The sequence below is a fragment of the Streptomyces sp. NPDC043726 genome, from assembly GCF_056436565.1.
In genome coordinates this window covers 43,186-68,072 of sequence record NZ_JBWKCI010000016.1, presented here as the reverse complement: position 1 = coordinate 68,072, position 24,887 = coordinate 43,186, and the positions used below count along the sequence as shown (strand labels likewise).

Here is a 24,887-nt window from a genome sequence, read left to right as displayed (position 1 = left end):
CTCAGCCCTCCCGTGCCGCCGCGCACACCGCGCGGGTGATCCGCGCCAGGTCCGCGTCGCCCGTGACGTACGGCGGCATCGTGTAGATCAGATCGCGGAAGGGCCGTACCCATACGCCCTCGCGCACGGCAGCCTCGGTGGCCGCCTTCATGTCCACGGGGTGGTCGAGCTGGACGACCCCGATGGCACCGAGGACCCGTACGTCCCGCACACCCGGCAACTCCGCGGCGGGGGCCAGCCCTTCGCGCAGTCCCGCCTCGATCCGCTTCACCTCCGCGAGCCAGTCCTGGCCGAGCAGCAGCTCGATCGAGGCGCAGGCGACCGCGGCGGCCAGCGGGTTGCCCATGAACGTGGGCCCGTGCGCCAGCACCGGCACCTCGCCCCGCGAGATCCCGTCGGCCACCCGCGAGGTGCACAAGGTGGCGGCCATCGTCAGGTAGCCGCCGGTCAGCGCCTTGCCCACGCACATCACGTCCGGCGTCACCGCCGCGTGGTCCGCCGCGAACAGCGCGCCCGTGCGCCCGAACCCGGTCGCGATCTCGTCGAACACCAGCAGCACGCCGTGCTCGTCGCACGCCTCGCGCAGCACGCGCAGATAGGCGGGGGAGTGGAACCGCATGCCACCCGCGCCCTGCACCACCGGCTCCACGATCACCGCGGCCAGTTCGTCGGCGTTCCGCTCGATCGCCGAGCGCAGTTCGTCCGCGTAGGACTCCTCGTACTCGACGGGCGGCGGGCCGACGAAGACCTGGCGGGGGAGCACGCCCGTCCACAGTTCGTGCATCCCGCCCTGGGGATCGCACACCGACATCGGCTGCCAGGTGTCCCCGTGGTAGCCGCCCCGCCAGGTCAGCAGCCGCTGCTTGCCGGGCCGTCCGAGCGAGCGCCAGTACTGCAGGCACATCTTGACGGCGACCTCGACCGACACGGACCCCGAGTCGGCGAGGAAGACATGCTCGAGCCCTTCGGGAGACATGTCGACAAGGTGCTTCGCGAGGCGGACGGCGGGCTCGTGCGTGAGCCCGCCGAACATCACATGGCTCATCCGGCCGAGCTGCTCGCGCGCCGCCTCGTTGAGCACCGGGTGGTTGTAGCCGTGGATGGCCGACCACCAGGACGACATCCCGTCGACCAGCTCGCCCGAGCCGTCGGCCAGCCGCAGCCTCACCCCGCTCGCCGACTCCACGACGAGCGGTTCCTGTTGGCCCGGCATCGGCCCGTACGGATGCCACACGTGCTTCCGGTCGAGGTCCAGCAGCTCGGGCACGCTCAGGTCAGGCATTGGGCGCGAGATCCGTGCCGGCGCCGCGGCGGCGTACGGCGACGAGGTCGCTGCGCACCTCCCCGGGCTCGGCCTGCTGAACCGGTGCGGAACCGCAGACTCCGGCGCCTTCGTGGGACCCGCAGCCACCGCCTTCGTGGGACCCGCAGCCACCGCAGTCGTGGCCGCCGTCCTGGCCCCCTCCGTGGGACCCGCAGCCCCCGCCCCCGGCGGTGGCCCGGTGCTCCGGCAGCGTCACCTCCTCGGCGCCCTCCACCTCGAACCCGGCGTCGGCGATCATCTCGAGGTCGGCCTTGCCCGCCTGGCCCTCACTGGTGAGGTAGTCGCCGAGGAAGATCGAGTTGGCCAGGTTCAGCGCGAGCGGCTGCATCGTGCGCAGATGCACCTCACGGCCACCGGCGATGCGCACCTCGACGTCCGGGCAGACGAACCGCACCATCGCGAGGATCCGCAGACAGCGCTGCGGGGTGAGGTGCCACTCCTTGGCGAGCGGGGTGCCCTCGAACGGGATGAGGAAGTTGACCGGCACCGAGTCCGGGTCCAGCTCGCGCAGCGAGAAGACCACGTCCACCAGGTCCTCGTCGCTCTCGCCCATGCCCGCGATCAGACCGGAGCAGGCGGACAGACCGGCGGAGTGCGCCTTCTGCACCGTGTCGACGCGGTCCGCGTAGGTGTGGGTGGTGGTGATGTCGCCGTAGGTGGCCTCGGAGGTGTTGAGGTTGTGGTTGTAGGCGTCCGCGCCCGCCTCCCGCAGCCGCTCGGCCTGGCCGTCGGAGAGCAGCCCGAGACAGGCGCACACCTCGACGCCCTCGTTCTGGTCCTTGATCGCCTTGATGGTGTCCGACACCCGGTCCACGTCACGGTCGGTCGGACCGCGTCCGCTGGCCACCAGGCAGACGCGCTTGGCGCCGCCGGCGAGCCCCGCGGCCGCCGCCTTCGAGGCCTCGTCGGGCTTGAGCCAGGTGTACTTCAGGATCCCGGCGGTCGAGCCGAGCCGCTGCGAGCAGTAGGAACAGTCCTCCGGGCACAAGCCGGACTTGAGGTTGACGAGGTAGTTCAGTTTCACCCGACGGCCGAACCAGTGCCGGCGCACCTTGCCGGCCGCGGCCACCACATCGAGCAGGTCGTCGTCGGACGTCCCGAGGACGGCCAGGGCTTCCTCGCGGGTCGGCAGCTCGCGCCGCAGCCCCTTGTCCACCAGCGTGTTCAGCAGGTCCATGAGAGCTGATCCTGTCCTACGGAGTGGTTCCTGGCCAAGGAGAGTTCGTACAACTCGGGCGCTTCGACGTGTGGGTATTGCCACACCCTGGGTGCCTGGTCGTCCCAGTAGTGTCTGTGCGCTGCCTACAAAATCCCCGGAGGACCCATGGCGTTCCGCTGGATCGACGAGCAGGCGGAGCTGCGCCGCCGTGCCGGACTCGTACGGACGCTGCGTCCCCGCCCCGCCGACTCGCCGCTGCTGGACCTGGCGAGCAACGACTACCTGGGCCTCGCCCACCATCCCGAGGTCACCGAGGGCGCGGCCCGGGCCGCGCGGACCTGGGGCGGCGGCGCGACCGGCTCCCGGCTCGTCACCGGTACGACGGAACTCCATACGGAGCTGGAGCGCGAGCTGGCGGACTTCTGCGGCTTCGAGGCGGCCCTGGTCTTCTCCTCCGGCTACGCGGCCAACCTCGCCGCGGTCACCGCGCTCGGGCCGCACGGCTCGCTGATCGTGTCCGACGCGGGCAACCACGCCTCACTGATCGACGGCTGCCGGCTGGCCCGCGGGACGACCCAGGTGGTCGCGCACGCCGAGCCGGACGCGGTGCGTAAGGCGCTCCAGACGCATGACGGACCGGCCGTCGCGGTCTCCGACACCGTCTTCTCGGTCGACGGCGACGCCGCGCCGCTGGCCGGGCTCGCCGAGGCGTGCCGGGAGCACGGCGCGGGACTCGTCGTCGACGACGCGCACGGCCTGGGCGTGCTCGGCGTCGGCGGCCGGGGCGCCCCCCACGCGGCGGGGCTCGCCGGCGCCGACGACGTGGTCGTCACGGTGACACTGTCCAAGTCACTGGGCAGCCAGGGCGGTGCCGTGCTCGGCCCGGCCCGCGTCATCGACCATCTGGTCAACGCGGCCCGCACCTTCATCTTCGACACCGGCCTGGCCCCCGCGGCGGCCGGTGCCGCCCTCACGGCCCTTCGGCTGCTGCGCGGGGAGCCGGAGCGGGCGGACCGGGCGCGCGCGGTGGCGGCGGAACTGCACGCCCGCCTGACGGCCGAGGGCCATCAGGCGGTACGTCCGGACGCCGCCGTGGTCTCGGTGCGCGCGCCCTCCCCGGAGGAGGCCGTGCGCTGGGCGGCCGACTGCCGGGCGGCGGGTTTGGCCGTGGGCTGTTTCCGTCCTCCTTCCGTGCCCGACGGCATCTCACGGCTGCGACTGACCGCCCGTGCGGATCTCACGGACGGACAGATCGAACGCGCTGTACGGATCATCGGCGAGACACGACCATGAGTCGGCGTGACACGGCCCTGCCGCCGGGGCTACGCAACTGATCGAAAGCGGTCAGGATCAGGACGTGAACGCGGCCGTGAAGTCCGCCCAGCTCTCGGGGGAGAAGAGCAGCGCGGGCCCGGCCGGGTCCTTGGAGTCGCGTACGGCGAGCAGCCCGGCCCCTGGACCGGAATGCGGCCGGGCGGTCTCCACGCAGTTGTTCGCACCCGTGCTGTAGCTGCTCCGCAGCCAGCGCACGACATGCAGTTCGGTACTGGAAGGTACGTTCCGAGGCAGTGCAGACATGGTGCCTCCTTACGCGCCGTCAGCTATCCCGGCGATGTAATCCAACGATTCCTCGGGCGAAAGGGCGTGGATCTGAAGGGTGGTGAAGGCCTCCGTGTACGCCTGGAGGTCTTCTTTCCGTTCGAGGTAGAGGCTACTCGTCAAGTGGTCGAGAACAACCACATCCAGATCAGAAGTGCGCGAAAATGAGAAGACAACGAAAGGGCCAGTGATACCGATGTGCGCCCCGGCGGTGAACGGCAGGACCTGCAACCGCACTTGAGGCAGCCGTCCCGCCTCCACCAGCCGCCACAGCTGTCGCACCATCACCCCCGGTCCGCCGATCTCCCGGCGCAGTACCGCCTCGTCCAGCACCGCGCTCAGCTCCAGCGGCGGCTCTCCGCGCAGCACGTCCTGCCGGGCCAACCGCACCTCGACCAGGGCGTCGAGGCGTTCGTCCGTCTCGTCCAGGCCGCCCACCGCGGCCCGGGTCACCGCCCGCGCGTACTCGGGCGTCTGCAGGAGTCCCGGTACCACGGAGGTCTCCAGCGTGCGCATCGCGCTCGCCTGGGACTCCAGGCTGATGAAGTCCCGGTAGGTCGGCGGCAGCACCCCGCGATAGGCGTGCCACCAGTGGTGGCGCCCGGCGCCGTCGTCGGACCCCGCCAACACCAGGAGTAACTCCCGCAGTTGGGAGTCGGCGACGCCATAGGCGTCCAGCAGTAACCGCACATCGGCCGGTTTCACCCCGCTGGCGCCGGTCTCGATCCGGCTCACCTTCGACTGGTGCCAGCCCACCAGACGCGCCGCCTCACCACTGGTGAGGCCCGCACCGGTGCGCAACGCACGCAGTTCGGCGCCGAGTTTTCGGCGGCGTACCGCGGGACCGTGCTGCATGCGGTCCTCCTTACTCCAACCGGGCCGCCCAAATACGGTCTCGCGTAGCAGAGTTCACCGCTTTGAGCGACAGATATATGCATATCTTGGTGGATCGCCACCGTGACCGGCGCGGTAATGGCAGTCTGGCGAAGAAGCACCAGTCCGGGACCGTACTCGAACCATCCGCTCCGTGTCGGACTGCGGTCCCGTGGGAAAGGGACGACGTCGCCATGGCAGACCATCTGGAAGCATCCGTCACTCTGCCGAGCGATCCCGCCTCGGTGTCCGCGGCCCGCGGCTATGTGGTCAGCACCCTCGTGGAATGGGGGCTGCCCGCCGAGACGGACGTGGCCGACACCATCCGGCTGATCGTCTCCGAACTCGCCACCAACGCCGTACAGCACACGCTCGGTCAGTCACCCACCTTCACGGTGGACATCGAGCTGCACCATGACGAACAACTGCGCATCGGGGTCACCGACAGCCACCCGCGCTTCCCCAAGCGCCTGCCGGCCGCCGTGCAGCAGGACAACGGCCGGGGGCTGGTGATCATCCGCTGGCTGACCGCCGAGTGCGGGGGCCGGCTCAGAGTCAGGCCCACCCGGGAGGGCGGCAAGACGGTCTCCATCGAGCTGCCCTGGACCGTACCGGCCCGTCCGGTCACCACGGCGGGCCAACAGGAGCCCTAGGGTCGTCTGACAGCGGAAGAGAGCACACGACAGCGGTTCGAGGGCACACGACAGCGGAAGAGGGCACACGACAGCGGAAGAGGGCACCAGAGAGCAGAAGGGCGCCCGCCATCGGACGCCCCCCTCAGTGCACCCGTCGGGGCGGCGGCGTGTCAGGGACGCCGCCGCCCCGCGGGCGGCCGGTCAGCTCACCCGGCCGTACCAGACGCTCTTGGTCCAGATCTTCTGCAGCCTCACCACGTCCCCGGACTTCGGGGAGTGCCAGATCTTGCCCTTACCGGCGTAGATGCCGACGTGGTAGACGTTCGACCCCGAGTGGAAGAACACGAGGTCGCCGGCCTTGCGGCTCTTGGCGGAGATGTGGCGCGTCTTGTTGTACTGCTGGGCCGCCGTACGAGGCAGCTTCTTGCCCGCCTTCTTGTACGAGTAGAGCGTGAGCCCGGAGCAGTCGAAGCGGTGCGGGCCGACGGCACCCCACTTGTACGGGGAGCCTTGCTTGGAGGCCGCGACCTGGAGTGCCTTCGACGCCGGCGTGGCCGCCTCCGCTTCCGCGGAGAGGCCGGGAGCCACGATGGAACCGCCCACGGCGGCGATCGTGAGGGCGGAGGCCGTTCCGGCCCGGGCCATCAGCGACGGGACACGATTGAGCGCAGTCATGCGCAACCCTTCGTCAGCCGCCTGTGAAGGATGACCTGTCGGATTCGGGCTGGCGAAGTTGCCCGGCCGCGGATGCGGCTTCACCCCAAGGGCTGCTCGGCACGAGGTTCCGTGCCGGCGACCCGTCTTGCCTGGGTCCTCCACTCCTGCCGATCCACTCCTGTCGACCGGTCATCCGGGCGGCGGCAGGACTCGGCGTCCGCCCGGACCGCCCCGCCGCTGTGGCGGGGGCTTGTCGTCAGACAGGGATCTTGGCTCACGGATGTCCGAAAATCCCAACGGAACCGAGGATTTGTGGTGTTAGTCACCACTCACCCGTTCGGGTGGACACTGCTCCGTTCGAACTAGCGTCGAGGGGACGGGGGATGCCCGGACCAGCGACGGAACGTCAGATTCGGTGTTCGGGCTACGCGCGTTGCGCAACCCCGAAGGGCCCGAAACAGGAGACGCGACTACGCCAAGAGGGGGTACCTCGTTTGGTCCGTTTCAACTCCCGCCCGGACGCCCCGAGGTGAGGGCCGGGCGTCCGGACCGCTTCGGCCTGCGTCAACCGTCCGAGCACGGAGGAACCGTGACCCGAGCCGTGCGGCGCTCACCGTCCAGCACGCGCAGCGCACGCGCCAGGGTGGGGGCGTGCACCTCGGTCTCGCCCCGCTGGTGCATGAGCGCCAGCGCGTCCCGCAGTTCGGCCGCCCTGACCACCAGCGCCTGGGCGGCGCGCAGCCCACGGTAGGTGTCCCCGTGGTGCGCGGGGTTGATCCGCCCGAGCAGATCGACGACGTCCAGGTAACGGTCGATCAACTCGCCCTCGGCGCGCGTCAGGGCGGGCAGCGGCGGCAGTTCCGGTGGCAGCATCCGCGGCTCACCTCGCGCCGGGCGCGGTGTGCGAGGCCTTGCGGCTCGGAACGATCCGGTCCACCAGGCCGTACTCCAGCGCCTCCCGCGCGTCGAGCACCCTCTCCCGCTCGATGTCCCGGCTCACCTGCGCCACGCCGCGCCCGGTGTGCCGGGCCAGCATCTCCTCCAGCAGCGTCCGGACCCGCGTCAGTTCCTCCGCCTGGACGGCCAGCTCACTCGCCCTTCCCTCCACCGGCTCGGGCAGCGCGGGCTGACGGAGCACCACGCGGCCGTCGGGAAGGGCGTACCGCTTGCCCGGAGTGCCCGCCGCGAGCAGGACCGCGGCGGTGGGGCCGGCCTGGCCCAGCAGGACCGTCTCCACGTCGCAGGCGACGTACCGCATCGTGTCGTAGATCGCGGACATGGCGCTGAACGGGCCGCCGGGGGAGTTGACGTACAGCGAGATGTCCCGGTCGGGAGACTGGTGCTCCAGGTACACGAACTGCGCCATCACGTCGTTGGCCGCGGTGTCGTCCACCGGCGTCCCGAGCATGACGATCCGCTCCTCCAGCAGCTTGGAGTACGGATCCGTCGTCCTGATCCCCAAGCTGGTGCGTTCGGTGAACTCGGGCATGGGAAACCCTCCTCGCGGCAGCGCGGCGTCTGTAAAAAATGTACAGGACGTACGTGCCGTTATGATGGGTTCATGGCCTACGAGATTCCGGTGACGCAAGCCAGGGCTGAGCTCGCCGACCTGATCAACCGGGTGGTGTACGGCGGGGAGCGCGTCGTCGTGACCCGGCACGGCAAGCCCATCGTGGCCCTGGTCTCCGCCGCCGATCTCGAACGCCTCGAACAGCTCCCGGAGCCCGTGGATCTCGCCGAGGGCCAGGTGGTCAGCGCGGTCTCCGGCGTCCGCGAAGTCGCCCCGGCCCCCCATGAGCGGCAGCGTTTCGGCATCGCCGCCGAGCACAGAGGGCCGGGCGCCTCCTAGGTCCACGCCTCCTGGGCCCTGTCGTCGGACTGCCGCCAGGCCGGCGGCGTCCGGCGCGCGGCCCTAGGACACCGGGGCGAGTTCCCGCTCGGGCGCCGGCTTGGCCTTCGACCGCTGCTTCAGCAGGGCGCCGAGCACCACCGCGCCCAGACCCACGGCCGCCCACCAGGTCAGGGTCAGGGCGGGGCCGGTCACCGCCGCGCCGTCGAAGTAGGCCGTCGAGCGCAGCGCGCTGACCCCCGCGCCGGGCGGCAGCCACTGCCCGATCGCGCCGACCGGCTCGGGGAGCATCTGAGGTGCCGAGGCCGCCCCGGAGAAGGGGTTGCCGAACAGCATCACCACGCCCGCGGCGACGCCGATCCCCGCGGACCCGATCAGCGCGGCCGTCCCGGCGACGGCGCCGCTCACCGCCAGGGTGGCCAGCGCGAACACCCCGGCCTCCGCCCACCAGTCGCCCTCCAGGACCGCCAGCCAGCTGTGCGCCACCGCCGTCGTGGCGAGGCCCACCAGCGCGGCGGAGCCGAGCAGCGCGGCCACCGCCCGCGTGCCGCGCAGCCCGAGCAGCGTCACGATCGCGCCCGCGGCGATGCCGGCCAGCGCGAGCGGCAGCACGCTCGCGGTCAGGGTCGCGCCCCGCGGGTCGTTCTCGGGGCCGGGCACCACGTCGACGGTCGTGAGCCGGGCGCCCTCGGCGGCGGCCTGCCGGCCCACCTGTTCCTGGAGCAGCTGCGCCACGACGGGACTGGCGGCCGACGCGGTGAGCAGCTCGGTGGCCTTCGGGGTGACGACGATCGCGCCGTATACGGACCGGTCCTCGACGGCGTCGCGGGCGGCGGCCTCGTCGGCGTACCGGTGGATCTCGAACGCACCCTCGTGCCGGTTCAGCCGCTGCTCCAGCTGAGCGGTGGCGGCGGCGGGTCCGGCCACCCCGAGCGGCAGGTCATGGGGCGCGGTGCGCGCGGCGGGCCAGGCGAAGGCCCACAGGGCGAGGGTCGCGAGGAGCGGTACGAGGACGACGACCGCGATCAGTGGGCGGCGGGTGGACATGGTTTCCCCTTGTGGTGCGGGTGCGAAGTGGTGCGTGGGACTTAAAAAGAAGGATCGTTCGTTTTAGGCCAGAGGCCCACCGTGCTCCTGGAGAGCCCTCTTGTCAAGAAGGAACGTTCGTTTTACATTCGGGGGCATGGCCCGCGTATCCCAGGAACACCTCGACGCACGCCGCCGTCAGATCCTCGAAGGCGCCGCCCGCTGCTTCGCCCGCAACGGCTTCCACGCCACCTCCATGCAGGACGTGCTGAAGGAGGTCGACCTCTCGGCCGGCGCGGTGTACCGCTACTTCAGCAGCAAGGACGAACTGATCGCCGCGATCGTCAAGGGCGTCCTCGCCGAGGTGCGCGCCGCGTTCGAGGAGGTCACCCGGCAGACCCCGCCCCCGCCCCCGGACGAGCTGGTCGGCGAGGTGCTCGGCCGCGCCCTCGGTATCTGGGACGACCTGCTCGTCGACGGGAAGGCCGCCTTCCCCCCGCTGATCATGCAGGTCTGGGCCGAGACCGTGCGCGACCCGGAACTGGCGGCCGTCATGGCCGAGGTCCACGAGGTGGTCACCGTGGCCTGGGGCCGGGTGGTGGAGGCCTACCAGGACGCCGGGATGATGCGCGCCGACGTCCCCGCCGAACATGTCGCCCGCACCATGGTCGCCTTCGTCCAGGGCTTCATCGCGCAGCAGTCCCTGCACGGGCCCATCCCGATCGAGGTCCTCCAGGACGGTCTGCGCGCCCTGATGAGCATGCCGGGGCGGCGGCCGGGAGCCTGACCGGATCACGGCTCGGTTAACGTCCTTGAAACCCGGTCCAACTAGCCTCCCTCCACGCCACCAGGGACTTTGCCGGTGGCCGCGGCAATCCGGGCCCCGCACGGTCCGGGCGAGGACTGTGAGGTGGGACGTGCAACTGACCCCGCACGAGCAAGAGCGGCTGCTGATCCACGTGGCGGCGGACGTCGCCGAGAAGCGCCGCGCCCGGGGGCTGAGACTGAACCACCCCGAGGCGATCGCCCTCCTCACCTCGCACATCCTCGAAGGCGCGCGCGACGGCCGTACGGTCGCCGAGCTGATGGCTTCTGGACGCAAGCTGCTCACCCGGGACGACGTGATGGAGGGCGTCCCGGAGATGATCCACGACGTGCAGGTCGAGGCGACCTTCCCCGACGGCACCAAGCTCGTGACCGTCCACGAGCCGATCGTCTGACGGGGAGGCCTTCCATGATTCCCGGAGAGGTTCTCTTCGCTGACGGGCCCGTCGTCTACAACGCGGGCCGCGAGGTCACCTCGCTGACCGTCCTCAACGCCGCCGACCGGCCCGTCCAGGTCGGCTCCCACTACCACTTCGCCGAAGCCAACCCCGGCCTGGAATTCGACCGCGCCGCCGCCCGGGGCAAGCGGCTCAACATCGCCGCCGGCACCGCCGTACGCTTCGAGCCCGGCATCCCCGTCGACGTCGAACTCGTCCCGCTCGCCGGCGCCCGGATCGTGCCCGGTCTGCGCGGGGAGACCGGAGGTGCCCTCGATGCCTGAGATCTCGCGTGCCGCCTACGCCGATCTGTTCGGACCGACGACCGGCGACCGGATCCGGCTCGCCGACACCGATCTGCTGGTCGAGATCGAGGAGGACCGCTCCGGCGGTCCCGGACTCGCCGGTGACGAGGCCGTGTTCGGCGGTGGCAAGGTCATCCGCGAGTCCATGGGCCAGTCCCGTGCCACCCGCGCGGAGGGCACCCCGGACACCGTCATCACGGGCGCGGTCGTCATCGACCACTGGGGTGTCGTCAAGGCCGACATCGGCATCCGGGACGGCCGGATCACCGGCATCGGCAAGGCCGGCAACCCCGACACCATGGACGGCGTGCACCCCGACCTCGTGATCGGTCCCGAGACCGAGGTCATCGCGGGCAACGGGCGGATCCTCACCGCCGGCGCCATCGACGCCCATGTCCACTTCATCTGCCCGCAGATCGCCGACGAGGCGCTGTCCGCCGGCATCACGACCCTCATCGGGGGCGGCACCGGACCGGCCGAGGGCTCCAAGGCGACCACCGTGACGCCGGGGCCGTGGCATCTGGCGCGGATGCTGGAGGCGATGGAGCGGTACCCGCTCAACATCGGCTTCCTCGGCAAGGGCAACACCGTCTCGCACGAGGCGATGCTGTCGCAGATCCGCGGCGGCGCGATGGGACTGAAGCTGCACGAGGACTGGGGTTCCACCCCCGCTGTCATCGACGCCTCGCTGACGGTCGCCGACCGCACCGGCATCCAGGTCGCCATCCACACGGACACGCTGAACGAGGCCGGGTTCGTCGGGGACACGCTCGCCGCCATCGGTGGCCGGGGCATTCACGCGTACCACACCGAGGGTGCGGGCGGCGGGCACGCGCCGGACATCATGACCGTGGTCTCGGAGTCGTACGTGCTGCCGAGCTCCACCAACCCGACGCGGCCCTTCACCGTCAACACCGCCGAGGAACACCTCGACATGCTGATGGTCTGCCACCACCTCAACCCGGCGGTGCCGGAGGACCTGGCCTTCGCGGAGTCCCGGATCCGGCCCTCCACGATCGGCGCCGAGGACATACTCCACGACCTCGGAGCCATCTCGATCATCTCCTCCGACTCCCAGGCCATGGGGCGCGTCGGCGAGGTCGTGCTGCGGACCTGGCAGACCGCGCACGTGATGAAGCGGCGGCGCGGGGCACTGCCGGGGGACGGTCGCGCGGACAACCACCGGGTGCGGCGGTACGTCGCCAAGTACACGATCAACCCGGCGCTCGCGCAGGGCATCGCGGGGCAGGTCGGATCCGTGGAGAGCGGGAAGCTCGCCGACCTGGTGCTGTGGGAGCCCGCGTTCTTCGGCGTCAAGCCGCAACTCGTCCTCAAGGGAGGGCAGATCGCGTACGCGCAGATGGGCGACGCCAACGCCTCGATCCCCACGCCCCAGCCGGTCCTTCCGCGGCCGATGTTCGGCGCGATCGGACGGGCGCCCGCCACGAACTCCGTGAACTTCGTCGCTCCCCTGGCGATCGAGGACGGGCTGCCGGAGCGGCTGCAGCTCGGGAAGCGGTTCGTGGGGATCGAGTCGACGCGCCGGGTCACCAAGGCCGACATGCGGGAGAACGACGCCCGGCCCGACGTCCGGGTCGATCCCGACAGCTTCGCCGTGCACATCGACGGGGAGCTGGTCGAGGCCGCTCCGGCCGCCGAACTGCCCATGGCCCAGCGCTACTTCCTCTTCTGATGTCCAGGGCAGCACTACTCGTCCTGGCCGACGGCCGCTTTCCCGCCGGGGGGCACGCGCACTCCGGCGGGGCGGAGGCGGCCGTCAAAGCGGGCCGCGTGACCGGGGCGGCGAGCCTGGAGGAGTTCTGCCGTGGGCGGTTGCACACGGCGGGACGGGTCGCAGCGGCGGCTGCCGCGGCGGCCGTGCTCGGCGCCGATCCCCTCGCGTTGGACTCGGCCCTGGACGCCCGGACGCCCTCGCCCGCCCTGCGCGCCACCGCGCGGAAGCTGGGCCGGCAGCTGACGCGCGCGGCCAGGGCGACCTGGCCTTCGGCCGAACTCGACGCCCTGGCGAGGGAGTTCCCCAAGGGGGCACATCAGGCCGTGGTGTTGGGGCTCGCGGCGCGGGCCGCCGGACTCGGTCCCGTGGACGCGGCGCACTGCGCGGTGTACGAGAGCGTCAGCGGGCCCGCGTCCGCGACCGTACGCCTGCTGAGCCTCGACCCCTTCGCCGCCACCGCCGTACTGGCCCGGCTGACCCCCGAACTGGACCTCGTCGCGGACCAGGCGGTGGAGGCGGCCCGAGCGGTCGTGGCCGAGGGGGTCGACGCACTGCCCGCCGCGAGCTCACCCCTGCTGGAGATCGGGGCGGAGGTGCACGCCGCCTGGGCTGTACGGCTGTTCGCTTCCTGATCTGAGAGAACCCCTGGAGCCGATGTGCATCTTGACCACTCCCATCCCGCAACCCCCGCCGTGAGCGCCGACGCCCGGCGCCCCGACGGCTCGCGCCGTGCTCTTCGGATCGGGCTCGGCGGTCCCGTCGGATCGGGGAAGACCGCGACCGTGGCCGCCCTCTGCCGTGCCCTGCGCGACGAGCTGTCGCTCGCCGTCGTCACCAACGACATCTACACGCGCGAGGACGCCGAGTTCCTGGTGCGCGAGGCCGTGCTGCCGCCCGAGCGGATCACCGCCGTCGAGACGGGGGCCTGTCCGCACACCGCGATCCGGGACGACATCTCCGCCAACCTCGAGGCCGTCGAGGACCTGGAGGACGAGGTCGGGCCGTTGCGGCTGATCCTGGTGGAGTCGGGCGGGGACAACCTCACCGCCACCTTCTCCAAGGGCCTCGTGGACGCGCAGATCTTCGTGATCGACGTGGCCGGCGGTGACGACATCCCGCGCAAGGGCGGGCCCGGTGTCACCACGGCCGACCTGCTGGTGGTCAACAAGACCGACCTCGCCCCGTACGTCGGCTCCGACCTCGCCCGGATGGCCGCCGACGCGAAGGCCCAGCGCGGCGAACTGCCCGTCGTCTTCCAGTCGTTGCGCGGCGAGAACGGCGTCCGCGAGGTCGCCGAGTGGGTGCGCGCACGGCTCGCCGCGTGGTCGGCGTGATCGCGGCCGGCGTCACCGCCACCGCCCGGATCGGCGCACGCGGGGACGGCAGGGGCGGTACGGCGCTGCCCGTGCTGGAGGGCGACGGGCCGCTCGCGCTGCGGCGCACCCGCGCCACCGGATCCGAGGCCCGGGTGATGCTCGTCGGCGCGATGAGCGGACCCCTCGGCGGTGACCGGTTCGCCGTGGAGGCCGATGTGGCGGACGGCGCCCGGCTGCACGTCGGGTCCGCCGCGGCGACCATCGCCCTGCCGGGCCAGGCCAAGGGGGAGGCCCGCTACGACGTACGGCTCACCGTCGCCGACGGCGGCGAACTGCACTGGCTGCCCGAGCAGTTGATCTCCGCCGGGGGCAGCGACCTGCACGTCACCACACGCGTCGACCTCGGCGCCACCGCCCGGCTCGTGCTGCGCGAGGAGCAGGTGCTCGGGCGCGTGGGGGAGGAGCCGGGACGGCTCACCAGCCGGCTCACCCTGCGTGTCGCCGGGCGGGTCGTGCTCGATCAGGAGCTGTCCTGCGGGCCCGGCGCGCCGGGCGGCTGGGACGGGCCCGCGGGACTCGCGGGGCATCGCGCGATCGGCCAACTGGTCGTCGTACGAACCGAGTTCGCAGGGAGACCGGTCGCCGCCCGCTGTCTCGGCGAGACCACCGCGCTCGTTCCGCTGCCCGGGCCCGCCGCGCTCGTCACCGCCGTCGCGCCGGACGCGCGCCTGCTGCGGCGGCAGTTGGACGAAGCGCTGCGAACCCTGGGCCCCTGAGGACTCAGCCCAGCGGCATCCTCGGGAACCTGCGCTGCCTGTGCTCGCCCGCCTCGGCCTGCTGCGCCTTGACGACGGCCGCGTACTCGTCGACGTACTCCTGCTCGGAGAGGGACAGGATGGCGTACATGATCTCGTCGGTGATGGCGCGCAGGACCGCCTTCTCGTTCTCCATCCCGGCGTAGCGGGAGAAGTCGAGGGGCTTGCCGAAGCGGATCACCACCGGGTGGATGCTGGGGATGACCTTGCCGGGCGGCTGCGCCTCGAAGGTGCCGATCATCGCGCAGGGAATCACCGGCACCCCGGCCTTGAGCGCCATCACCGCGACCCCGACCTTGCCCTTGTACAGACGGCCGTCGTGGGAGCGGGTGCCCTCCGGGTAGATGCCCAGCAACTCGTCCTTGCCCAGCACCCCGAGGCCCTCGCGGATCGCGGCCTGGCCGGCCTCCTTGCCGGAGCGGTCGACCGGGATCTGGCCGGCACTGCGGAAGAAGAACGCCGTCAGACGGCCCTTGAGGCCGGGGCCCGTGAAGTACTCGGCCTTGGCGAGGAAGGTGATGCGCCGCTTGAGGATCGCGGGCATCAGGAAATGGTCGGAGAAGGAGAGGTGGTTGCCCGCGACGATGGCCGCTCCGGAGGACGGGACGTGTTCGAGTCCCTCGGTGCGGGGGCGGAAGACCAGTCTCAGCAAGGGGCCCAGCAACACGTACTTGAGCAGGTAGTAGAACAAGGAGTAGCTCCTCTACTTGCAGGTCAAAAGGCGTGTTGTGGGGGTGCCAGTGTAGGCGCGGGCACGGCCGGAGGTAATAGGGCGTCAGAGCCGTACGACGACCAGGGCCGTGTCGTCGGTGGCGCCGCTGGGCGGCAGCAGGTCCAGGAGGACGGCGTCCGCGAGGGCCTCGGGGCCGTCGTGGCGGTGGTGGACGAGGGAGTCGGCGAGCCGGGCGAGGCCGGCGTAGATGTCCTCGCGTCTGCGTTCGACCAGGCCGTCGGTGTACAGCACGAGTGTGGAGCCCTGGGTGAACGTGGTCTCCGCCTGCGGTCGTGGGATCGGGTCGGGGCGGGCGTCGAGCGGGGGATCGGTGGCCCCGTCGAGGAACTCCACGCGGCCGCTGGGATGCAGCAGCGCGGGCGGCGGGTGCCCGGCGCTGCTGTAGGCGATGGTCCGGCGCTCGAAGTCGACGAACGTCACGACCGCGGTGGCCGATTCCGCGCCGGCGACGACATGCGCGTACCGGCCCAGCACGTCGAGCGCCTGGGCGGGCCCCGTCGCGACGCGTGACGCGGCGCTGAGCGCGCTGCGCAGCTGGCCCATCGCGCAGGCGGCGGCGAGCCCGTGCCCGACCACGTCCCCGACGGAGACGCCGATGCGGTTGCCGCCCACCAGGTCGACCATGTCGTACCAGTCCCCGCACACGTTCAGCGCGCCGACGGCGGGCCGGTAGCGCACGGCGACGGCCTGGTGGCGGAGCTGGCGGCGGGCGGGGAGCATCGCCTCCTGGAGGGCCAGCGCGACCTCGCGTTCGCGGGCGTGGGCCTGGCGCAGCCGGTCGTTGAGCTCCTGGAGCTCGCGGGCCCGGGTGTACAGCTCCGCCTCCAGCACCCGGGCCGAGCTGTCGGTGGGGCCGCCGCGGGCCTTGATCAGCTCGGTGACCTCCTCGACCCGGTGCACCAGCAGCACGACCTTGCCGTCGGGTCCGAGGACGGGGGTGTTGACCGGGCTCCAGTAGCGCTCGTCCCACTGCCCCGGCCGTTCCGCGGACTCCACGTCGTAGCGCTGCAGGGCCATCGTGTCCCGCTCGCCGGTTTCGACCACCCGCTTGAGCGAGGCGGCCAGGTTGCGCATGCCGGTCGCGGCGGGGTTGTTGGGGTTGTCGGGGAAGACGTCGAAGAGGTAGCGCCCGACCACGTCCTCGCGTCGGCGGCCGGCCCGGGCGAGGAAGTCCTCGTTGACGTCCGCGAAGACCAGGTCGGGCGTCAGCAGGGCCACCATGCCGGGCAGGCCCTGGAAGACCGCCGCGTAGTCGATCGCCGTCTCGTTCATCACTCCCGCCTCACCACCGGGATCACCCCAGTTTTGCATGTCGTACGGCATATGCGCCGGACTCGTGGATCACTCCCTCGGCTCGGTGAGCGACTGCTCGGCCCAGATGATCTTTCCCTCGGCGGCGAAGCGGGTGCCCCAGCGCTGGGTGAACTGGGAGACCAGCAGCAGCCCGCGGCCGCCCTCGTCGGTGGCGCGGGGATGACGCAGATGCGGGGCGGAGGCACCGCTGTCCATGACCTCGCAGATCAGCGTCCGCTCCTTGATCAGCCGCAGCCGGATGGGCCCGGCGGCGTGCCGGATGGCGTTGGTGACCAGCTCGCTGACGACCAGTTCGGTGGTGAACGCCAGTGGCTCCAGGCCCCATTCGGTCAGCTGGCGGGTGGCGCTCTTACGGGCGTCGGCCACCACGGCGGGGTCGCTCGGCAGCTCCCAGACCGCCACCTGGTCGGCGCCGAGCAGCCGGGTGCGGGCCATCAGCAGGACCACGTCGTCCTGCGGCCGGACCGGGACCAGCGCGTCGACCACGGCCCGGGAGTGCAGCGCCAGCGAGGACGCGGGACGTTCCAGGGCGGGCCGCAGCCGGTCCCGGTCCGCGTCGGTCGCCCGGTCGTCCGCGCGGGCCAGCAGACCGTCGGTGTACAGGGCGAGGACGCTGCCCTCGGCCAGTTCCAGCTCGACCGACTCGAAGGGCGGACCCCCCACGCCGAGCGGCGGCCCCTGCGGCAGGTCGACGAAGCCGACCGCACCGTCGGGCCCCACCAAGGCGGGGGAGGGATGGCCCGCGGCGGCCAACGTGCACCGGCCGTCGACCGGGTCGTACACCGCGTACACGCAGCCCGACCCCGTCGCCCGCATGCTGTCGGAACCCTCCGAGCCCGGCGCCGCGTCCTCGTCCCGGGTCGACCGCCCGACCAGGTCGTCGAGGTGCGCCAGCACCTCCTCGGGCCGCAGATCCAGCGCCGCGAGCGTCCGGACGGCCGTACGCAGCCGGCCCATCTCCGCGGCGGCGCCGATGCCGTGCCCCGGCACCTCGCCCACGACCAGCGCCACCCGCGCCCCGGACAGCGGCACCACGTCGTACCAGTCGCCGCCGAGGCCGGTCAGCTCGTCGGCGGGCCGGTAGCAGGCGGCGACCTCCACGGCGTCCTGGTCGCTCAGCCGGTGGGGGAGCAGACTGCGCTGCAGGACCAGGGCGGCGTCGCGCTCGCGGGTGTAGCGGCGGGCGTTGTCCACACAGACCGCGGCCCGTGAGACCAGGTCCTCGGCGAGCCGCAGGTCGTCCTCGTCGAAGGGTTCCTTGCGGCTGCGCCGGACGAACGTGGTGATGCCCAGGGTGACGCCCCGCGCGCGCACCGGCACGATCAGCACGCTGTGCAGCCCGAGGTCCCTGAGCGTGGCCTCCCGGCCGAGCACCTCCGTCGCCCAGTCCTGGGCGAGCGGATCGCGTTGCTCTGCGCGCCAGGAGCGCCCGCTGGCCAGGCACTGGACCGGCGGCGACCCGGCGAGGTAGGTGACCGCCGCGCCGATGCCGACGGTCTCGTCCTCGTGCGCGGAACGGTGCCCGGCCCGGCGCAGCGGCACCGGCTCGGTGTCGCTCAGCGGGCCGGGCGCGGGCTCCCCGCCGCGCAGCACCGAGTCCAGCAGGTCCACCCAGACCAGGTCGGCGAAGCTCGGCACGGCGACGTCCGCCAGCTCCTGGGCGGTGTGCACCACGTCCAGGGTGCGCCCGATGTGCCGGCCCGCCCGGTCCAGCAGGGCGAGCCGCTGCCGGGCGCGGTGCCGCTCGCTGACGTCGACGACCGTGTAGTAGACGCCCATCGCCGCGCCCTGCTCGTCGTCGAGCCGGGTGAACGACATCATGTGCGCCGTCTCCCGGTGCGGCGCGGAGCGCACATGGCCCAGATGCTCGTAGCCGACAACCGGTTCACCGGTCTCCAGCACCCGCCGCATCTGCGTCTCGACGCCCGCCGCGTCGAGGCCGGGCTGTATGTCCGCGAGTCGCCGCCCCAGCCGCTGGTACGGCGGTCCGCCGCCGAACTGCTCCAGCGCGGCGTTGGACCACACGAACCTGAGGTCGGTGTCCACGATCGCTATGCCGACGGGCGAGCGGGCCACCATCTGCTCCAGCACCGGCCGGCTCATGTCCCAGCCCGGCGCCTGCTCCATCGCCGACAGCAGCGCGAGCCAGCGCGACGGACCGCCCGGTTCCGGTACCGAGACGACCCGCACCATGATCCGCACCGGTCGGCCGTCCGCGTGACGTGCGGTCAGCAGTCCCGCCCATCCGCCGTCCCGGCGACAGCGTTCGGCCAGTTCGGGGAGGCGGGCCGCGTCCTCCTCCGACAGCACTCCGGCCACGGGCCGGCCGATCACGTCCGCCGCCGGGTGGGCCAGCAGCCGCTGGGCCGGGCCGGGCCAGCAGGTCACCACGCCCCGGGCATCGAGCAGCACGGGAGCGGCATCGGCCACGTCGAACCGATGCCGCTCCGCGGCGTGCTCCTCGTCTCTGCCCACGGCCGACCTCTCCGTCGCTGGGAGTCGCTGAGAGTGGTCTACGTCAGTGGTCTACCACCTCTGACCCCAGTGTTCACCCTCGCAGCGGTGAGACGGGACGGCCACCGGACCGTGGGCGTGTCCTTCTTACGGTCCGCTTACCGCCGGCCCCTCAGGCGAGCACCTTCTCCAGCGAGGCGAGCGCCCCGGCCAGCTCCTCCGCGGTGATCGTCAGCGGCGGGGCGAGCCGGATCGTGGAGCCGTGGGTGTCCTTGACCAGCACACCCTCCCGCATCAGCCGCTCACTGATCTCGCGCCCGGTGCCGACCGCCGGGTCGATGTCCACGCCCGCCCACAGGCCGCGCGCGCGGAAGCCGACGACGCCCTTGCCGACCAGCTCGGTCAGCCCGTCCCGCAGGCCCACGCCCAGCTCGGTCGCCCGGCGCTGGAACTCACCCGTCTCCAGCAGCTCCACCACCGCCGTGCCGACCGCCGCGGCCAGCGGGTTGCCGCCGAAGGTCGAGCCGTGCTCGCCGGGCCCGAGGACCCCGAGCACGTCGCGCCGGGCCACCACCGCGGAGACCGGCACGATGCCGCCGCCCAGCGCCTTGCCGAGCAGCAGCATGTCGGGGACGACCGACTCGTGCTCGACGGCGAGGGTACGGCCGGTGCGGCCGAGGCCCGACTGGATCTCGTCCGCGATGAACAGGCAGCCCTCGCGCCGGGTCAGCTCCCGCACCCCGGGCAGGTAGCCGTCGTCCGGGACGACCACGCCGGCCTCGCCCTGGATCGGCTCGATGAGCACCGCGGCCGTGGTGTCGTCGACGGCCTCCTCCAGCGCGGCCAGGTCGTTGTACGGCACGATCCGGAAGCCCGGGGTGAAGGGCCCGAAGCCGCCGCGGGCGGTCTCGTCGGTGGAGAAGCTGACGATGGTCGTCGTACGGCCGTGGAAGTTGTCCGCCGCGACCACGATCGTGGCCCGGTCGGCGGGGACGCCCTTGACCTCGTACGCCCATTTGCGGGCCACCTTCACGGCGCTCTCGACGGCCTCGGCGCCGGTGTTCATGGGCAGCACCATGTCCAGGCCGGTCAGCGCGGCGAGCCGCTCGGCGAACTCGGCCAGCTTGTCGTTGTGGAAGGCGCGCGAGGTGAGGGTGAGCCGGTCCAGCTGGCGGTGGGCCGCCTCGATCAGGCCGGGGTGGCGGTGGCCGAAGTTGAGCGCCGAGTAGCCGGCCAGCATGTCCAGGTAGCGGCGGCCCTCGACGTCCTCCACCCAGGTGCCCTCGGCGCGCGCGACGACGACCGGCAGCGGGTGGTAGTTGTGCGCGAGGACGGGCTCCTCGGCGCGGATCAGGTCGGCGGACGAACGGGTACGGGCGGGTGCGGTCATGAGCGGATCTCCTGGGTGCAGCACTTGATGCCGCCGCCGGCCTTGAGCAGCTCGGACAGGTCGACGGGGACGGGGACGTAGCCGCGCTCGGCCAGCCGGTCGGCGAGGGCGGTCGCGCCCGGCGCGATGAAGACGTGCAGTCCGTCGGAGACGGAGTTCAGCCCGAAGGCCATCGCGTCCTCGCGGGTCGCCAGTACGGCGTCCGGGTACAGGCGCCGCAGCACCTCGCGGCTGCCCGGCGAGAAGGCCTCCGGGTAGTAGCAGACCGTGTCCTCGTCGAGCACGAACAGCGCGGTGTCGAGGTGGTAGAAGTACGGGTCCACCAGCGTCAGGCCGATCACCGGGACGCCGAAGAACTCCTGCACCTCGCGATGGGCCTCGCGGGTCGTGCGGAAACCGGTGCCGGCCAGGACGTACCGCCCCGTCGGGACCAGGTCGCCCTCGCCCTCGCACACCGACTCGGGGCGGTAGACGTCGAATCCGGACGCCTTGAACCAGGTGTCGTAGTGGGTGGACTCGGGCCGCCGCTCGGGAGCGTGGAAGAGCGAGCCGAAGACCCGGCCCTCCAGCACGACCGCGCAGTTGGCGGCGAAGACCATGTCGGGCAGACCCGGGACCGGCTCCACGGTCTCGACCGTGTGGCCGTGGGAGCGGTAGGCGTCGATCAGCGACCGCCACTGCTCCTGGGCCAGATCGACGTCGACCTGGGTGTCGGGATGCATCCAGGGGTTGATCGCGTACTGCACGGCGAAATGTCTGGGTTCGCAGACGAGGAAGCGCCGCCGGCGCTGCACACGGTTCACGGACACAGAGGGGTTCCTCCGCTTCCTGCGGTGTGGACGGGTTGACACCAAGGTAGGAAGTGACCGAGAAGCCCGACAAGGAACAACGGCTGCGTGTTCACGCAGGAATGCTGCGTTCTCGCACCCTTCAGTGCAGGTCTGCTGCGCCGTCCGGCGCTACCTGGCTGGCGCCGGCCTCCGGACTTTCCGGGAGGAGATGGGACAGCACCATCACGCTGATCGTCTTCCGGATGAACGGCTCGACGCGGATCCGCTCCAGCACCTCCTCGAAGTGCTCCACATCCCGCGCCCGCACGTGCAGCAGCGCGTCCGCGCCGCCCGTCACGGTCATCGCCGCGGTGATCTCCGGATGGTTGCGGACCACCTCGGCGAGCCGCCGCGGCGGAGCCGCGCCCTCGCAGTACACCTCGACGTACGCCTCCGTGCGCCAGCCCAGCGCCGACGGCTTCACGGTGGCCGTGAACCCGGTGATCACACCGGACTCGCGCAGCCGGTCCACCCGTCGCTTGACCGCCGTCGAGGACAGTCCCACGGCCGCGCCGATCTCGGCGAAACTCGTCCTGGCGTTCGCCATCAGGGCGGTGATGATCTTCCGGTCGAGCTCGTCGAACGGGCTGGGCCTGCTGTTCATGGCGGCACCCTATCCAGCGGGAACGTCCGCACTCGGCCCGTGTGCAGGCGTACGAATTGCTCCTACACTCCACGTTCATGCTGCGCGCCCTGGCTGTCGACGACGAACGCCCCTCACTGGAGGAACTGCTGTACCTCCTGAACGCCGATCCCCGCGTCGGCAGCGCGGAGGGCGCGGGGGACGCCACCGAGGCGCTGCGCCGGATCAACCGCGCGCTGGAGTCGGGGCCCGCCGGACCCGAGGCCATCGACGTCGTCTTCCTCGACATCAACATGCCCGGACTCGACGGACTCGACCTGGCCCGGCTGCTCACCGGGTTCGCCAAGCCGCCGCTGGTCGTGTTCGTCACCGCCCACGAGGACTTCGCCGTCCAGGCCTTCGACCTCAAGGCCGTCGACTACGTCCTCAAGCCGGTCCGCAAGGAGCGCCTCGCCGAGGCCGTCCGCCGGGCCGCCGAGCTGATCGACACCGGCCCCCGCATACCCGTGCACGAGCCCGACCCCGACCACATACCCGTCGAACTCGGCGGTGTGACCCGGTTCGTGCCCGTGGAGGACATCACCCATGTCGAGGCCCAGGGCGACTACGCGCGCCTGCACACCGACAAGGGCAGCCATCTCGTCCGCATCCCGCTGTCCACCCTGGAGGAGCGCTGGCGCTCCCGCGGCTTCGTCCGCATCCACCGCCGCCATCTCGTCGCCCTGCGCCACATCGGCGAACTCCGCCTGGACGCGGGCACGGTGAGCGTGGTCGTCGGCGCCGAGGAACTCCAGGTCAGCCGGCGCCACGCGCGTGAACTGCGGGACCTGCTGATGAGGAGGCCCTGACGTGCCGGGCCAGGACCCCGCCGAGCGCCGGGTCGTCGTCACCGGACCGCCCCGCCGCACCCTCCCCCACGCTCGGCTTCGCTCGCGCGGGTGGTACCCCCATGCCTCCGGCTACTACCGCCCGCGCACCGAGATCGACGAACAGACCACCCTCGGCCACACCTACGTCCGCTCCCTGATGCGCTCCCAACTGCGCGCCGCCCTTGCCGTGGTGGCCGTCCTCGGCCTGCTGATCTGCCCGCTCCCGCTGCTGTTCGCCACCATCCCGGACTCCGAGCGCCTGGAATGGGCCGTCCTCGGCTTCTGCCTGTACGCCCCGCTGGTGCTCCTCGCCCGCTGGTACGTGCGGCGCGCCGAACGCAACGAGCGGGACTTCGTCCGCCTCGTCGAGGACCAGGACCGCTGAGGGGCCGTGAACGAGAACTACGCCGTCCCCGCCGTCGCCCTCGTCGTCCTGTCGACCGTCTTCGTAGGCGCCTTCGGCCTGCGCATCTCCCGCACCACCTCCGACTTCTACGTCGCCTCCCGCACCGTCGGCCCCCGGCTCAACGCGGCCGCCATCAGCGGCGAGTACCTCTCCGCCGCCTCCTTCCTCGGCATCGCGGGCCTGGTGCTGGTCCAGGGCCCGGACATGCTCTGGTACCCGGTCGGCTACACCGCCGGATACCTGGTCCTGCTCCTCTTCGTCGCCGCCCCGCTGCGCCGCTCCGGTGCCTACACGCTCCCCGACTTCGCCGAGGCCCGCCTCGCCTCGCAGGCGGTACGGCGGCTGGCCGGAGCCTTCGTCGTCGGCGTCGGCTGGCTGTACCTGCTGCCGCAACTCCAGGGCGCCGGGCTGACGCTGACCGTGCTCACCGGGGCGCCCGACGAACTCGGGGGACTGATCGTGGCGGTGGTGGTGGTCGCCATCGTCGCCGCGGGCGGCATGCGCAGCATCACCTTCGTGCAGGCCTTCCAGTACTGGCTGAAGCTCACCGCCCTGCTGGTGCCCGCCCTGTTCCTGGTCCTCGCCTGGCAGAGCGACGGCGCCCCGCACCACGCCTTCGACGAACCCGCCGCCTTCCGCGAACAGCGCGTCGTCCGCGTCGACGACAGTCTGCAGCTCAAGCTGGAGCGCCCCCTGACCGTCACCGTGAGCGGCACCGTCGACGGCCGCGTCCACGACGAGCGGCGGCTCGAACTCCCCGCCGGCACGCACCGCATCGCCGCCGGCACCCGGCTGACCTTCGCCGAGGGAACCGCCGTCCCCGACGCCGAACGCGACCGCGACGGCAGCCTCTCGCCCTCCCAGGCCGAGAACCGCGGCGAACGCCCGCTGTACGCCACGTACGGACTGATCCTCGCCACCTTCCTCGGCACGATGGGCCTGCCGCACGTCGTCGTCCGCTTCTACACCAGCCCGCACGGGGTCGCCGCCCGCCGGACCACGGTCGCCGTGCTCGGCCTGATCGGCGTCTTCTACCTGCTGCCCCCGGTCTACGGCGCCCTGGGCCGCCTGTACGCCCCCGAACTCACCCTCACCGGCGACGCCGACGCGGCCGTCCTGCTGCTGCCCGAGCGCATGATCGGCGGACTGGGCGGCGACCTGCTGGGGGCGCTGGTCGCCGGGGGCGCCTTCGCCGCGTTCCTGTCGACCGCCTCCGGACTGACCATGGCCGTGGCGGGCGTCCTCACCCAGGACGTCCTCCCCTCCCGGGGCGTACGGCACTTCAGGCTCGGCACGCTGATCGCGATGGCCGTGCCGCTCGCCGCGAGCGTCCTGGTGGGCGGGCTGCCGGTCGCCGACGCCGTGGGGCTGGCCTTCGCCGTGTCCGCGTCCTCCTTCTGCCCGCTGCTCGTGCTCGGCATCTGGTGGCGCAGGCTCACCCCGCAGGGCGCGGCCGCCGGAATGCTGGTGGGCGGCGGCTCCGCCCTGCTCGCCGTCGCCGCGACCATGGCCGGATTCCCCGGCGCCGGAGCCCTGCACGCCGTACTCGCCTGGCCCGCCCTCTGGTCAGTGCCCCTGGGCTTCCTCACGATGATCCTGGTGTCCCTGGCGACCCCCAGCCGCGTCCCCCCGGGCACGGCGGCGATCCTGGCCCGCTTCCATCTGCCCGAGGAACTGGCGGAGGTGAAGGCATGAGGAATTCGGGGGCGCCCGGAAGGGGCGCGAGGCTGTGCCTTTCGGTGCGGCTCCGCCG

General features: G+C 72.0%; 27 protein-coding genes and 1 riboswitch. Of the genes, 13 read left to right on the top strand and 14 right to left on the bottom strand.

Annotated features, from left to right (window positions below):
• Window position 1 precedes the first annotated feature (1 nt).
• Entirely contained in the window at window positions 2–1,282 is a 1,281-nt protein-coding gene (locus AC068Z_RS35975) for an adenosylmethionine--8-amino-7-oxononanoate transaminase (protein ID WP_478565658.1), read from the bottom strand.
• Window positions 1,275–2,501 carry a biotin synthase BioB gene (gene bioB, locus AC068Z_RS35970; RefSeq protein WP_478565655.1) on the bottom strand — a complete coding sequence of 409 codons (1,227 nt, stop codon included), beginning with the start codon at window positions 2,499–2,501 and terminating at the stop codon, window positions 1,275–1,277. The genes AC068Z_RS35975 and bioB overlap by 8 nt, the downstream gene beginning before the upstream one ends.
• A gap of 147 nt (window positions 2,502–2,648) precedes the next feature.
• Between bioB and AC068Z_RS35965 the strand changes: the two genes are divergently transcribed.
• Complete coding sequence (locus AC068Z_RS35965) at window positions 2,649–3,776, top strand: 8-amino-7-oxononanoate synthase (protein ID WP_478565653.1); 1,128 nt, start codon at window positions 2,649–2,651, stop codon at window positions 3,774–3,776.
• A gap of 57 nt (window positions 3,777–3,833) precedes the next feature.
• Here the strand turns inward: AC068Z_RS35965 and AC068Z_RS35960 are convergent, their stop codons facing one another.
• Window positions 3,834–4,061, bottom strand: coding sequence for a DUF397 domain-containing protein (locus tag AC068Z_RS35960; protein WP_478565650.1), 228 nt, complete (start codon window positions 4,059–4,061; stop codon window positions 3,834–3,836).
• A gap of 9 nt (window positions 4,062–4,070) precedes the next feature.
• Window positions 4,071–4,937, bottom strand: a complete 867-nt coding sequence (locus tag AC068Z_RS35955; RefSeq protein WP_478565647.1) for a helix-turn-helix domain-containing protein — start codon at window positions 4,935–4,937, stop codon at window positions 4,071–4,073.
• 212 nt (window positions 4,938–5,149) lie between these two features.
• On the opposite strand from AC068Z_RS35955, the gene AC068Z_RS35950 reads away from it, so the two are divergent.
• Entirely contained in the window at window positions 5,150–5,608 is a 459-nt protein-coding gene (locus tag AC068Z_RS35950; protein ID WP_478565644.1) for an ATP-binding protein, read from the top strand.
• Window positions 5,609–5,791: 183 nt separating this feature from the next.
• Here the strand turns inward: AC068Z_RS35950 and AC068Z_RS35945 are convergent, their stop codons facing one another.
• The 3 genes from AC068Z_RS35945 to AC068Z_RS35935 form a co-directional block, all read right to left on the bottom strand.
• Entirely contained in the window at window positions 5,792–6,265 is a 474-nt protein-coding gene (locus AC068Z_RS35945; RefSeq protein WP_478565641.1) for a C40 family peptidase, read from the bottom strand.
• Window positions 6,266–6,268: 3 nt separating this feature from the next.
• Window positions 6,269–6,395, bottom strand: a riboswitch (cyclic di-AMP (ydaO/yuaA leader).
• A gap of 416 nt (window positions 6,396–6,811) precedes the next feature.
• On the bottom strand, window positions 6,812–7,120 hold the full coding sequence (locus AC068Z_RS35940; RefSeq protein WP_478565638.1) for a hypothetical protein: 309 nt from the start codon (window positions 7,118–7,120) through the stop codon (window positions 6,812–6,814).
• 7 nt (window positions 7,121–7,127) lie between these two features.
• Complete coding sequence (locus AC068Z_RS35935) at window positions 7,128–7,736, bottom strand: ATP-dependent Clp protease proteolytic subunit (RefSeq protein WP_478565635.1); 609 nt, start codon at window positions 7,734–7,736, stop codon at window positions 7,128–7,130.
• Window positions 7,737–7,808: 72 nt separating this feature from the next.
• Here AC068Z_RS35935 and AC068Z_RS35930 point away from each other — a divergent pair, with 72 nt between their 5' ends.
• Window positions 7,809–8,096 (top strand): type II toxin-antitoxin system Phd/YefM family antitoxin, encoded by a 288-nt coding sequence (locus tag AC068Z_RS35930; RefSeq protein ID WP_478565632.1) that lies wholly within the window; start codon window positions 7,809–7,811, stop codon window positions 8,094–8,096.
• A 63-nt stretch (window positions 8,097–8,159) separates the two neighbouring features.
• Here the strand turns inward: AC068Z_RS35930 and AC068Z_RS35925 are convergent, their stop codons facing one another.
• Window positions 8,160–9,143, bottom strand: a complete 984-nt coding sequence (locus tag AC068Z_RS35925) for an ABC transporter permease (RefSeq protein WP_478565629.1) — start codon at window positions 9,141–9,143, stop codon at window positions 8,160–8,162.
• 136 nt (window positions 9,144–9,279) lie between these two features.
• Here AC068Z_RS35925 and AC068Z_RS35920 point away from each other — a divergent pair, with 136 nt between their 5' ends.
• The 7 genes from AC068Z_RS35920 to AC068Z_RS35890 all read left to right on the top strand — a co-directional run bounded on the left by AC068Z_RS35920 (window position 9,280) and on the right by AC068Z_RS35890 (window position 14,516).
• Complete coding sequence (locus AC068Z_RS35920) at window positions 9,280–9,909, top strand: TetR/AcrR family transcriptional regulator (protein ID WP_478565626.1); 630 nt, start codon at window positions 9,280–9,282, stop codon at window positions 9,907–9,909.
• A gap of 130 nt (window positions 9,910–10,039) precedes the next feature.
• Window positions 10,040–10,342 carry an urease subunit gamma gene (locus AC068Z_RS35915; RefSeq protein ID WP_451729649.1) on the top strand — a complete coding sequence of 101 codons (303 nt, stop codon included), beginning with the start codon at window positions 10,040–10,042 and terminating at the stop codon, window positions 10,340–10,342.
• 14 nt (window positions 10,343–10,356) lie between these two features.
• Complete coding sequence (locus AC068Z_RS35910; RefSeq protein WP_478565622.1) at window positions 10,357–10,668, top strand: urease subunit beta; 312 nt, start codon at window positions 10,357–10,359, stop codon at window positions 10,666–10,668.
• Window positions 10,661–12,382 carry an urease subunit alpha gene (locus AC068Z_RS35905; protein ID WP_478565619.1) on the top strand — a complete coding sequence of 574 codons (1,722 nt, stop codon included), beginning with the start codon at window positions 10,661–10,663 and terminating at the stop codon, window positions 12,380–12,382. The genes AC068Z_RS35910 and AC068Z_RS35905 overlap by 8 nt, the downstream gene beginning before the upstream one ends.
• On the top strand, window positions 12,382–13,056 hold the full coding sequence (locus tag AC068Z_RS35900) for an urease accessory protein UreF (RefSeq protein WP_478565616.1): 675 nt from the start codon (window positions 12,382–12,384) through the stop codon (window positions 13,054–13,056). The genes AC068Z_RS35905 and AC068Z_RS35900 overlap by 1 nt, the downstream gene beginning before the upstream one ends.
• A 24-nt stretch (window positions 13,057–13,080) precedes the next feature.
• Window positions 13,081–13,758, top strand: coding sequence for an urease accessory protein UreG (gene ureG / locus AC068Z_RS35895; protein ID WP_478565613.1), 678 nt, complete (start codon window positions 13,081–13,083; stop codon window positions 13,756–13,758).
• The gene (locus tag AC068Z_RS35890) at window positions 13,746–14,516 is read left to right on the top strand and encodes an urease accessory protein UreD (protein WP_478565948.1); all 771 of its coding nucleotides are present in this window, start codon (window positions 13,746–13,748) and stop codon (window positions 14,514–14,516) included. Before ureG ends, AC068Z_RS35890 begins: the two co-directional genes overlap by 13 nt.
• A 4-nt stretch (window positions 14,517–14,520) precedes the next feature.
• On the opposite strand, the gene AC068Z_RS35885 is transcribed toward AC068Z_RS35890, so the two are convergent.
• The 6 genes from AC068Z_RS35885 to AC068Z_RS35860 form a co-directional block, all read right to left on the bottom strand.
• A complete protein-coding gene (locus tag AC068Z_RS35885) occupies window positions 14,521–15,246 on the bottom strand; it encodes a lysophospholipid acyltransferase family protein (RefSeq protein ID WP_478565610.1) in 726 nt (241 codons plus the stop codon).
• A gap of 84 nt (window positions 15,247–15,330) precedes the next feature.
• Window positions 15,331–16,560, bottom strand: coding sequence for a PP2C family protein-serine/threonine phosphatase (locus AC068Z_RS35880; protein WP_478565607.1), 1,230 nt, complete (start codon window positions 16,558–16,560; stop codon window positions 15,331–15,333).
• 69 nt (window positions 16,561–16,629) lie between these two features.
• Window positions 16,630–19,077: a SpoIIE family protein phosphatase gene (locus AC068Z_RS35875; RefSeq protein WP_478565604.1), complete on the bottom strand. Its 2,448-nt coding sequence runs from the start codon at window positions 19,075–19,077 to the stop codon at window positions 16,630–16,632.
• 151 nt (window positions 19,078–19,228) lie between these two features.
• Complete coding sequence (rocD, locus tag AC068Z_RS35870) at window positions 19,229–20,446, bottom strand: ornithine--oxo-acid transaminase (RefSeq protein WP_478565601.1); 1,218 nt, start codon at window positions 20,444–20,446, stop codon at window positions 19,229–19,231.
• Window positions 20,443–21,240 carry a dimethylargininase gene (gene ddaH / locus AC068Z_RS35865; protein ID WP_478565945.1) on the bottom strand — a complete coding sequence of 266 codons (798 nt, stop codon included), beginning with the start codon at window positions 21,238–21,240 and terminating at the stop codon, window positions 20,443–20,445. Before ddaH ends, rocD begins: the two co-directional genes overlap by 4 nt.
• A 136-nt stretch (window positions 21,241–21,376) precedes the next feature.
• On the bottom strand, window positions 21,377–21,880 hold the full coding sequence (locus AC068Z_RS35860; protein ID WP_478565598.1) for an Lrp/AsnC family transcriptional regulator: 504 nt from the start codon (window positions 21,878–21,880) through the stop codon (window positions 21,377–21,379).
• 77 nt (window positions 21,881–21,957) lie between these two features.
• Here AC068Z_RS35860 and AC068Z_RS35855 point away from each other — a divergent pair, with 77 nt between their 5' ends.
• The 3 genes from AC068Z_RS35855 to AC068Z_RS35845 are packed head-to-tail and all read left to right on the top strand — an operon-like array spanning window position 21,958 to window position 24,829.
• A complete protein-coding gene (locus tag AC068Z_RS35855; protein ID WP_478565595.1) occupies window positions 21,958–22,707 on the top strand; it encodes a LytR/AlgR family response regulator transcription factor in 750 nt (249 codons plus the stop codon).
• A gap of 1 nt (window position 22,708) precedes the next feature.
• Window positions 22,709–23,113 (top strand): hypothetical protein, encoded by a 405-nt coding sequence (locus tag AC068Z_RS35850; protein ID WP_478565592.1) that lies wholly within the window; start codon window positions 22,709–22,711, stop codon window positions 23,111–23,113.
• Window positions 23,114–23,119: 6 nt separating this feature from the next.
• On the top strand, window positions 23,120–24,829 hold the full coding sequence (locus AC068Z_RS35845) for a sodium/solute symporter (RefSeq protein WP_478565589.1): 1,710 nt from the start codon (window positions 23,120–23,122) through the stop codon (window positions 24,827–24,829).
• Window positions 24,830–24,887: the final 58 nt, after the last annotated feature.

Bases quoted from the DNA above. Each gene is read 5' to 3' on its own strand.
- AC068Z_RS35975 (WP_478565658.1), bottom strand. From the start codon at position 1,282: ATGCCTGACCTGAGCGTGCCCGAGCTGCTGGACCTCGACCGGAAGCAC.
- AC068Z_RS35925 (WP_478565629.1), bottom strand. From the start codon at position 9,143: ATGTCCACCCGCCGCCCACTGATCGCGGTCGTCGTCCTCGTACCGCTC.
- AC068Z_RS35965 (WP_478565653.1), top strand. From the start codon at position 2,649: ATGGCGTTCCGCTGGATCGACGAGCAGGCGGAGCTGCGCCGCCGTGCC.
- AC068Z_RS35950 (WP_478565644.1), top strand. From the start codon at position 5,150: ATGGCAGACCATCTGGAAGCATCCGTCACTCTGCCGAGCGATCCCGCC.
- bioB (WP_478565655.1), bottom strand. From the start codon at position 2,501: ATGGACCTGCTGAACACGCTGGTGGACAAGGGGCTGCGGCGCGAGCTG.
- AC068Z_RS35910 (WP_478565622.1), top strand. From the start codon at position 10,357: ATGATTCCCGGAGAGGTTCTCTTCGCTGACGGGCCCGTCGTCTACAAC.
- AC068Z_RS35855 (WP_478565595.1), top strand. From the start codon at position 21,958: ATGCTGCGCGCCCTGGCTGTCGACGACGAACGCCCCTCACTGGAGGAA.
- AC068Z_RS35860 (WP_478565598.1), bottom strand. From the start codon at position 21,880: ATGAACAGCAGGCCCAGCCCGTTCGACGAGCTCGACCGGAAGATCATC.
- AC068Z_RS35955 (WP_478565647.1), bottom strand. From the start codon at position 4,937: ATGCAGCACGGTCCCGCGGTACGCCGCCGAAAACTCGGCGCCGAACTG.
- AC068Z_RS35940 (WP_478565638.1), bottom strand. From the start codon at position 7,120: ATGCTGCCACCGGAACTGCCGCCGCTGCCCGCCCTGACGCGCGCCGAG.
- AC068Z_RS35935 (WP_478565635.1), bottom strand. From the start codon at position 7,736: ATGCCCGAGTTCACCGAACGCACCAGCTTGGGGATCAGGACGACGGAT.
- AC068Z_RS35930 (WP_478565632.1), top strand. From the start codon at position 7,809: ATGGCCTACGAGATTCCGGTGACGCAAGCCAGGGCTGAGCTCGCCGAC.
- AC068Z_RS35960 (WP_478565650.1), bottom strand. From the start codon at position 4,061: ATGTCTGCACTGCCTCGGAACGTACCTTCCAGTACCGAACTGCATGTC.
- AC068Z_RS35880 (WP_478565607.1), bottom strand. From the start codon at position 16,560: ATGAACGAGACGGCGATCGACTACGCGGCGGTCTTCCAGGGCCTGCCC.
- AC068Z_RS35905 (WP_478565619.1), top strand. From the start codon at position 10,661: ATGCCTGAGATCTCGCGTGCCGCCTACGCCGATCTGTTCGGACCGACG.
- AC068Z_RS35945 (WP_478565641.1), bottom strand. From the start codon at position 6,265: ATGACTGCGCTCAATCGTGTCCCGTCGCTGATGGCCCGGGCCGGAACG.
- rocD (WP_478565601.1), bottom strand. From the start codon at position 20,446: ATGACCGCACCCGCCCGTACCCGTTCGTCCGCCGACCTGATCCGCGCC.
- AC068Z_RS35900 (WP_478565616.1), top strand. From the start codon at position 12,382: ATGTCCAGGGCAGCACTACTCGTCCTGGCCGACGGCCGCTTTCCCGCC.
- AC068Z_RS35920 (WP_478565626.1), top strand. From the start codon at position 9,280: ATGGCCCGCGTATCCCAGGAACACCTCGACGCACGCCGCCGTCAGATC.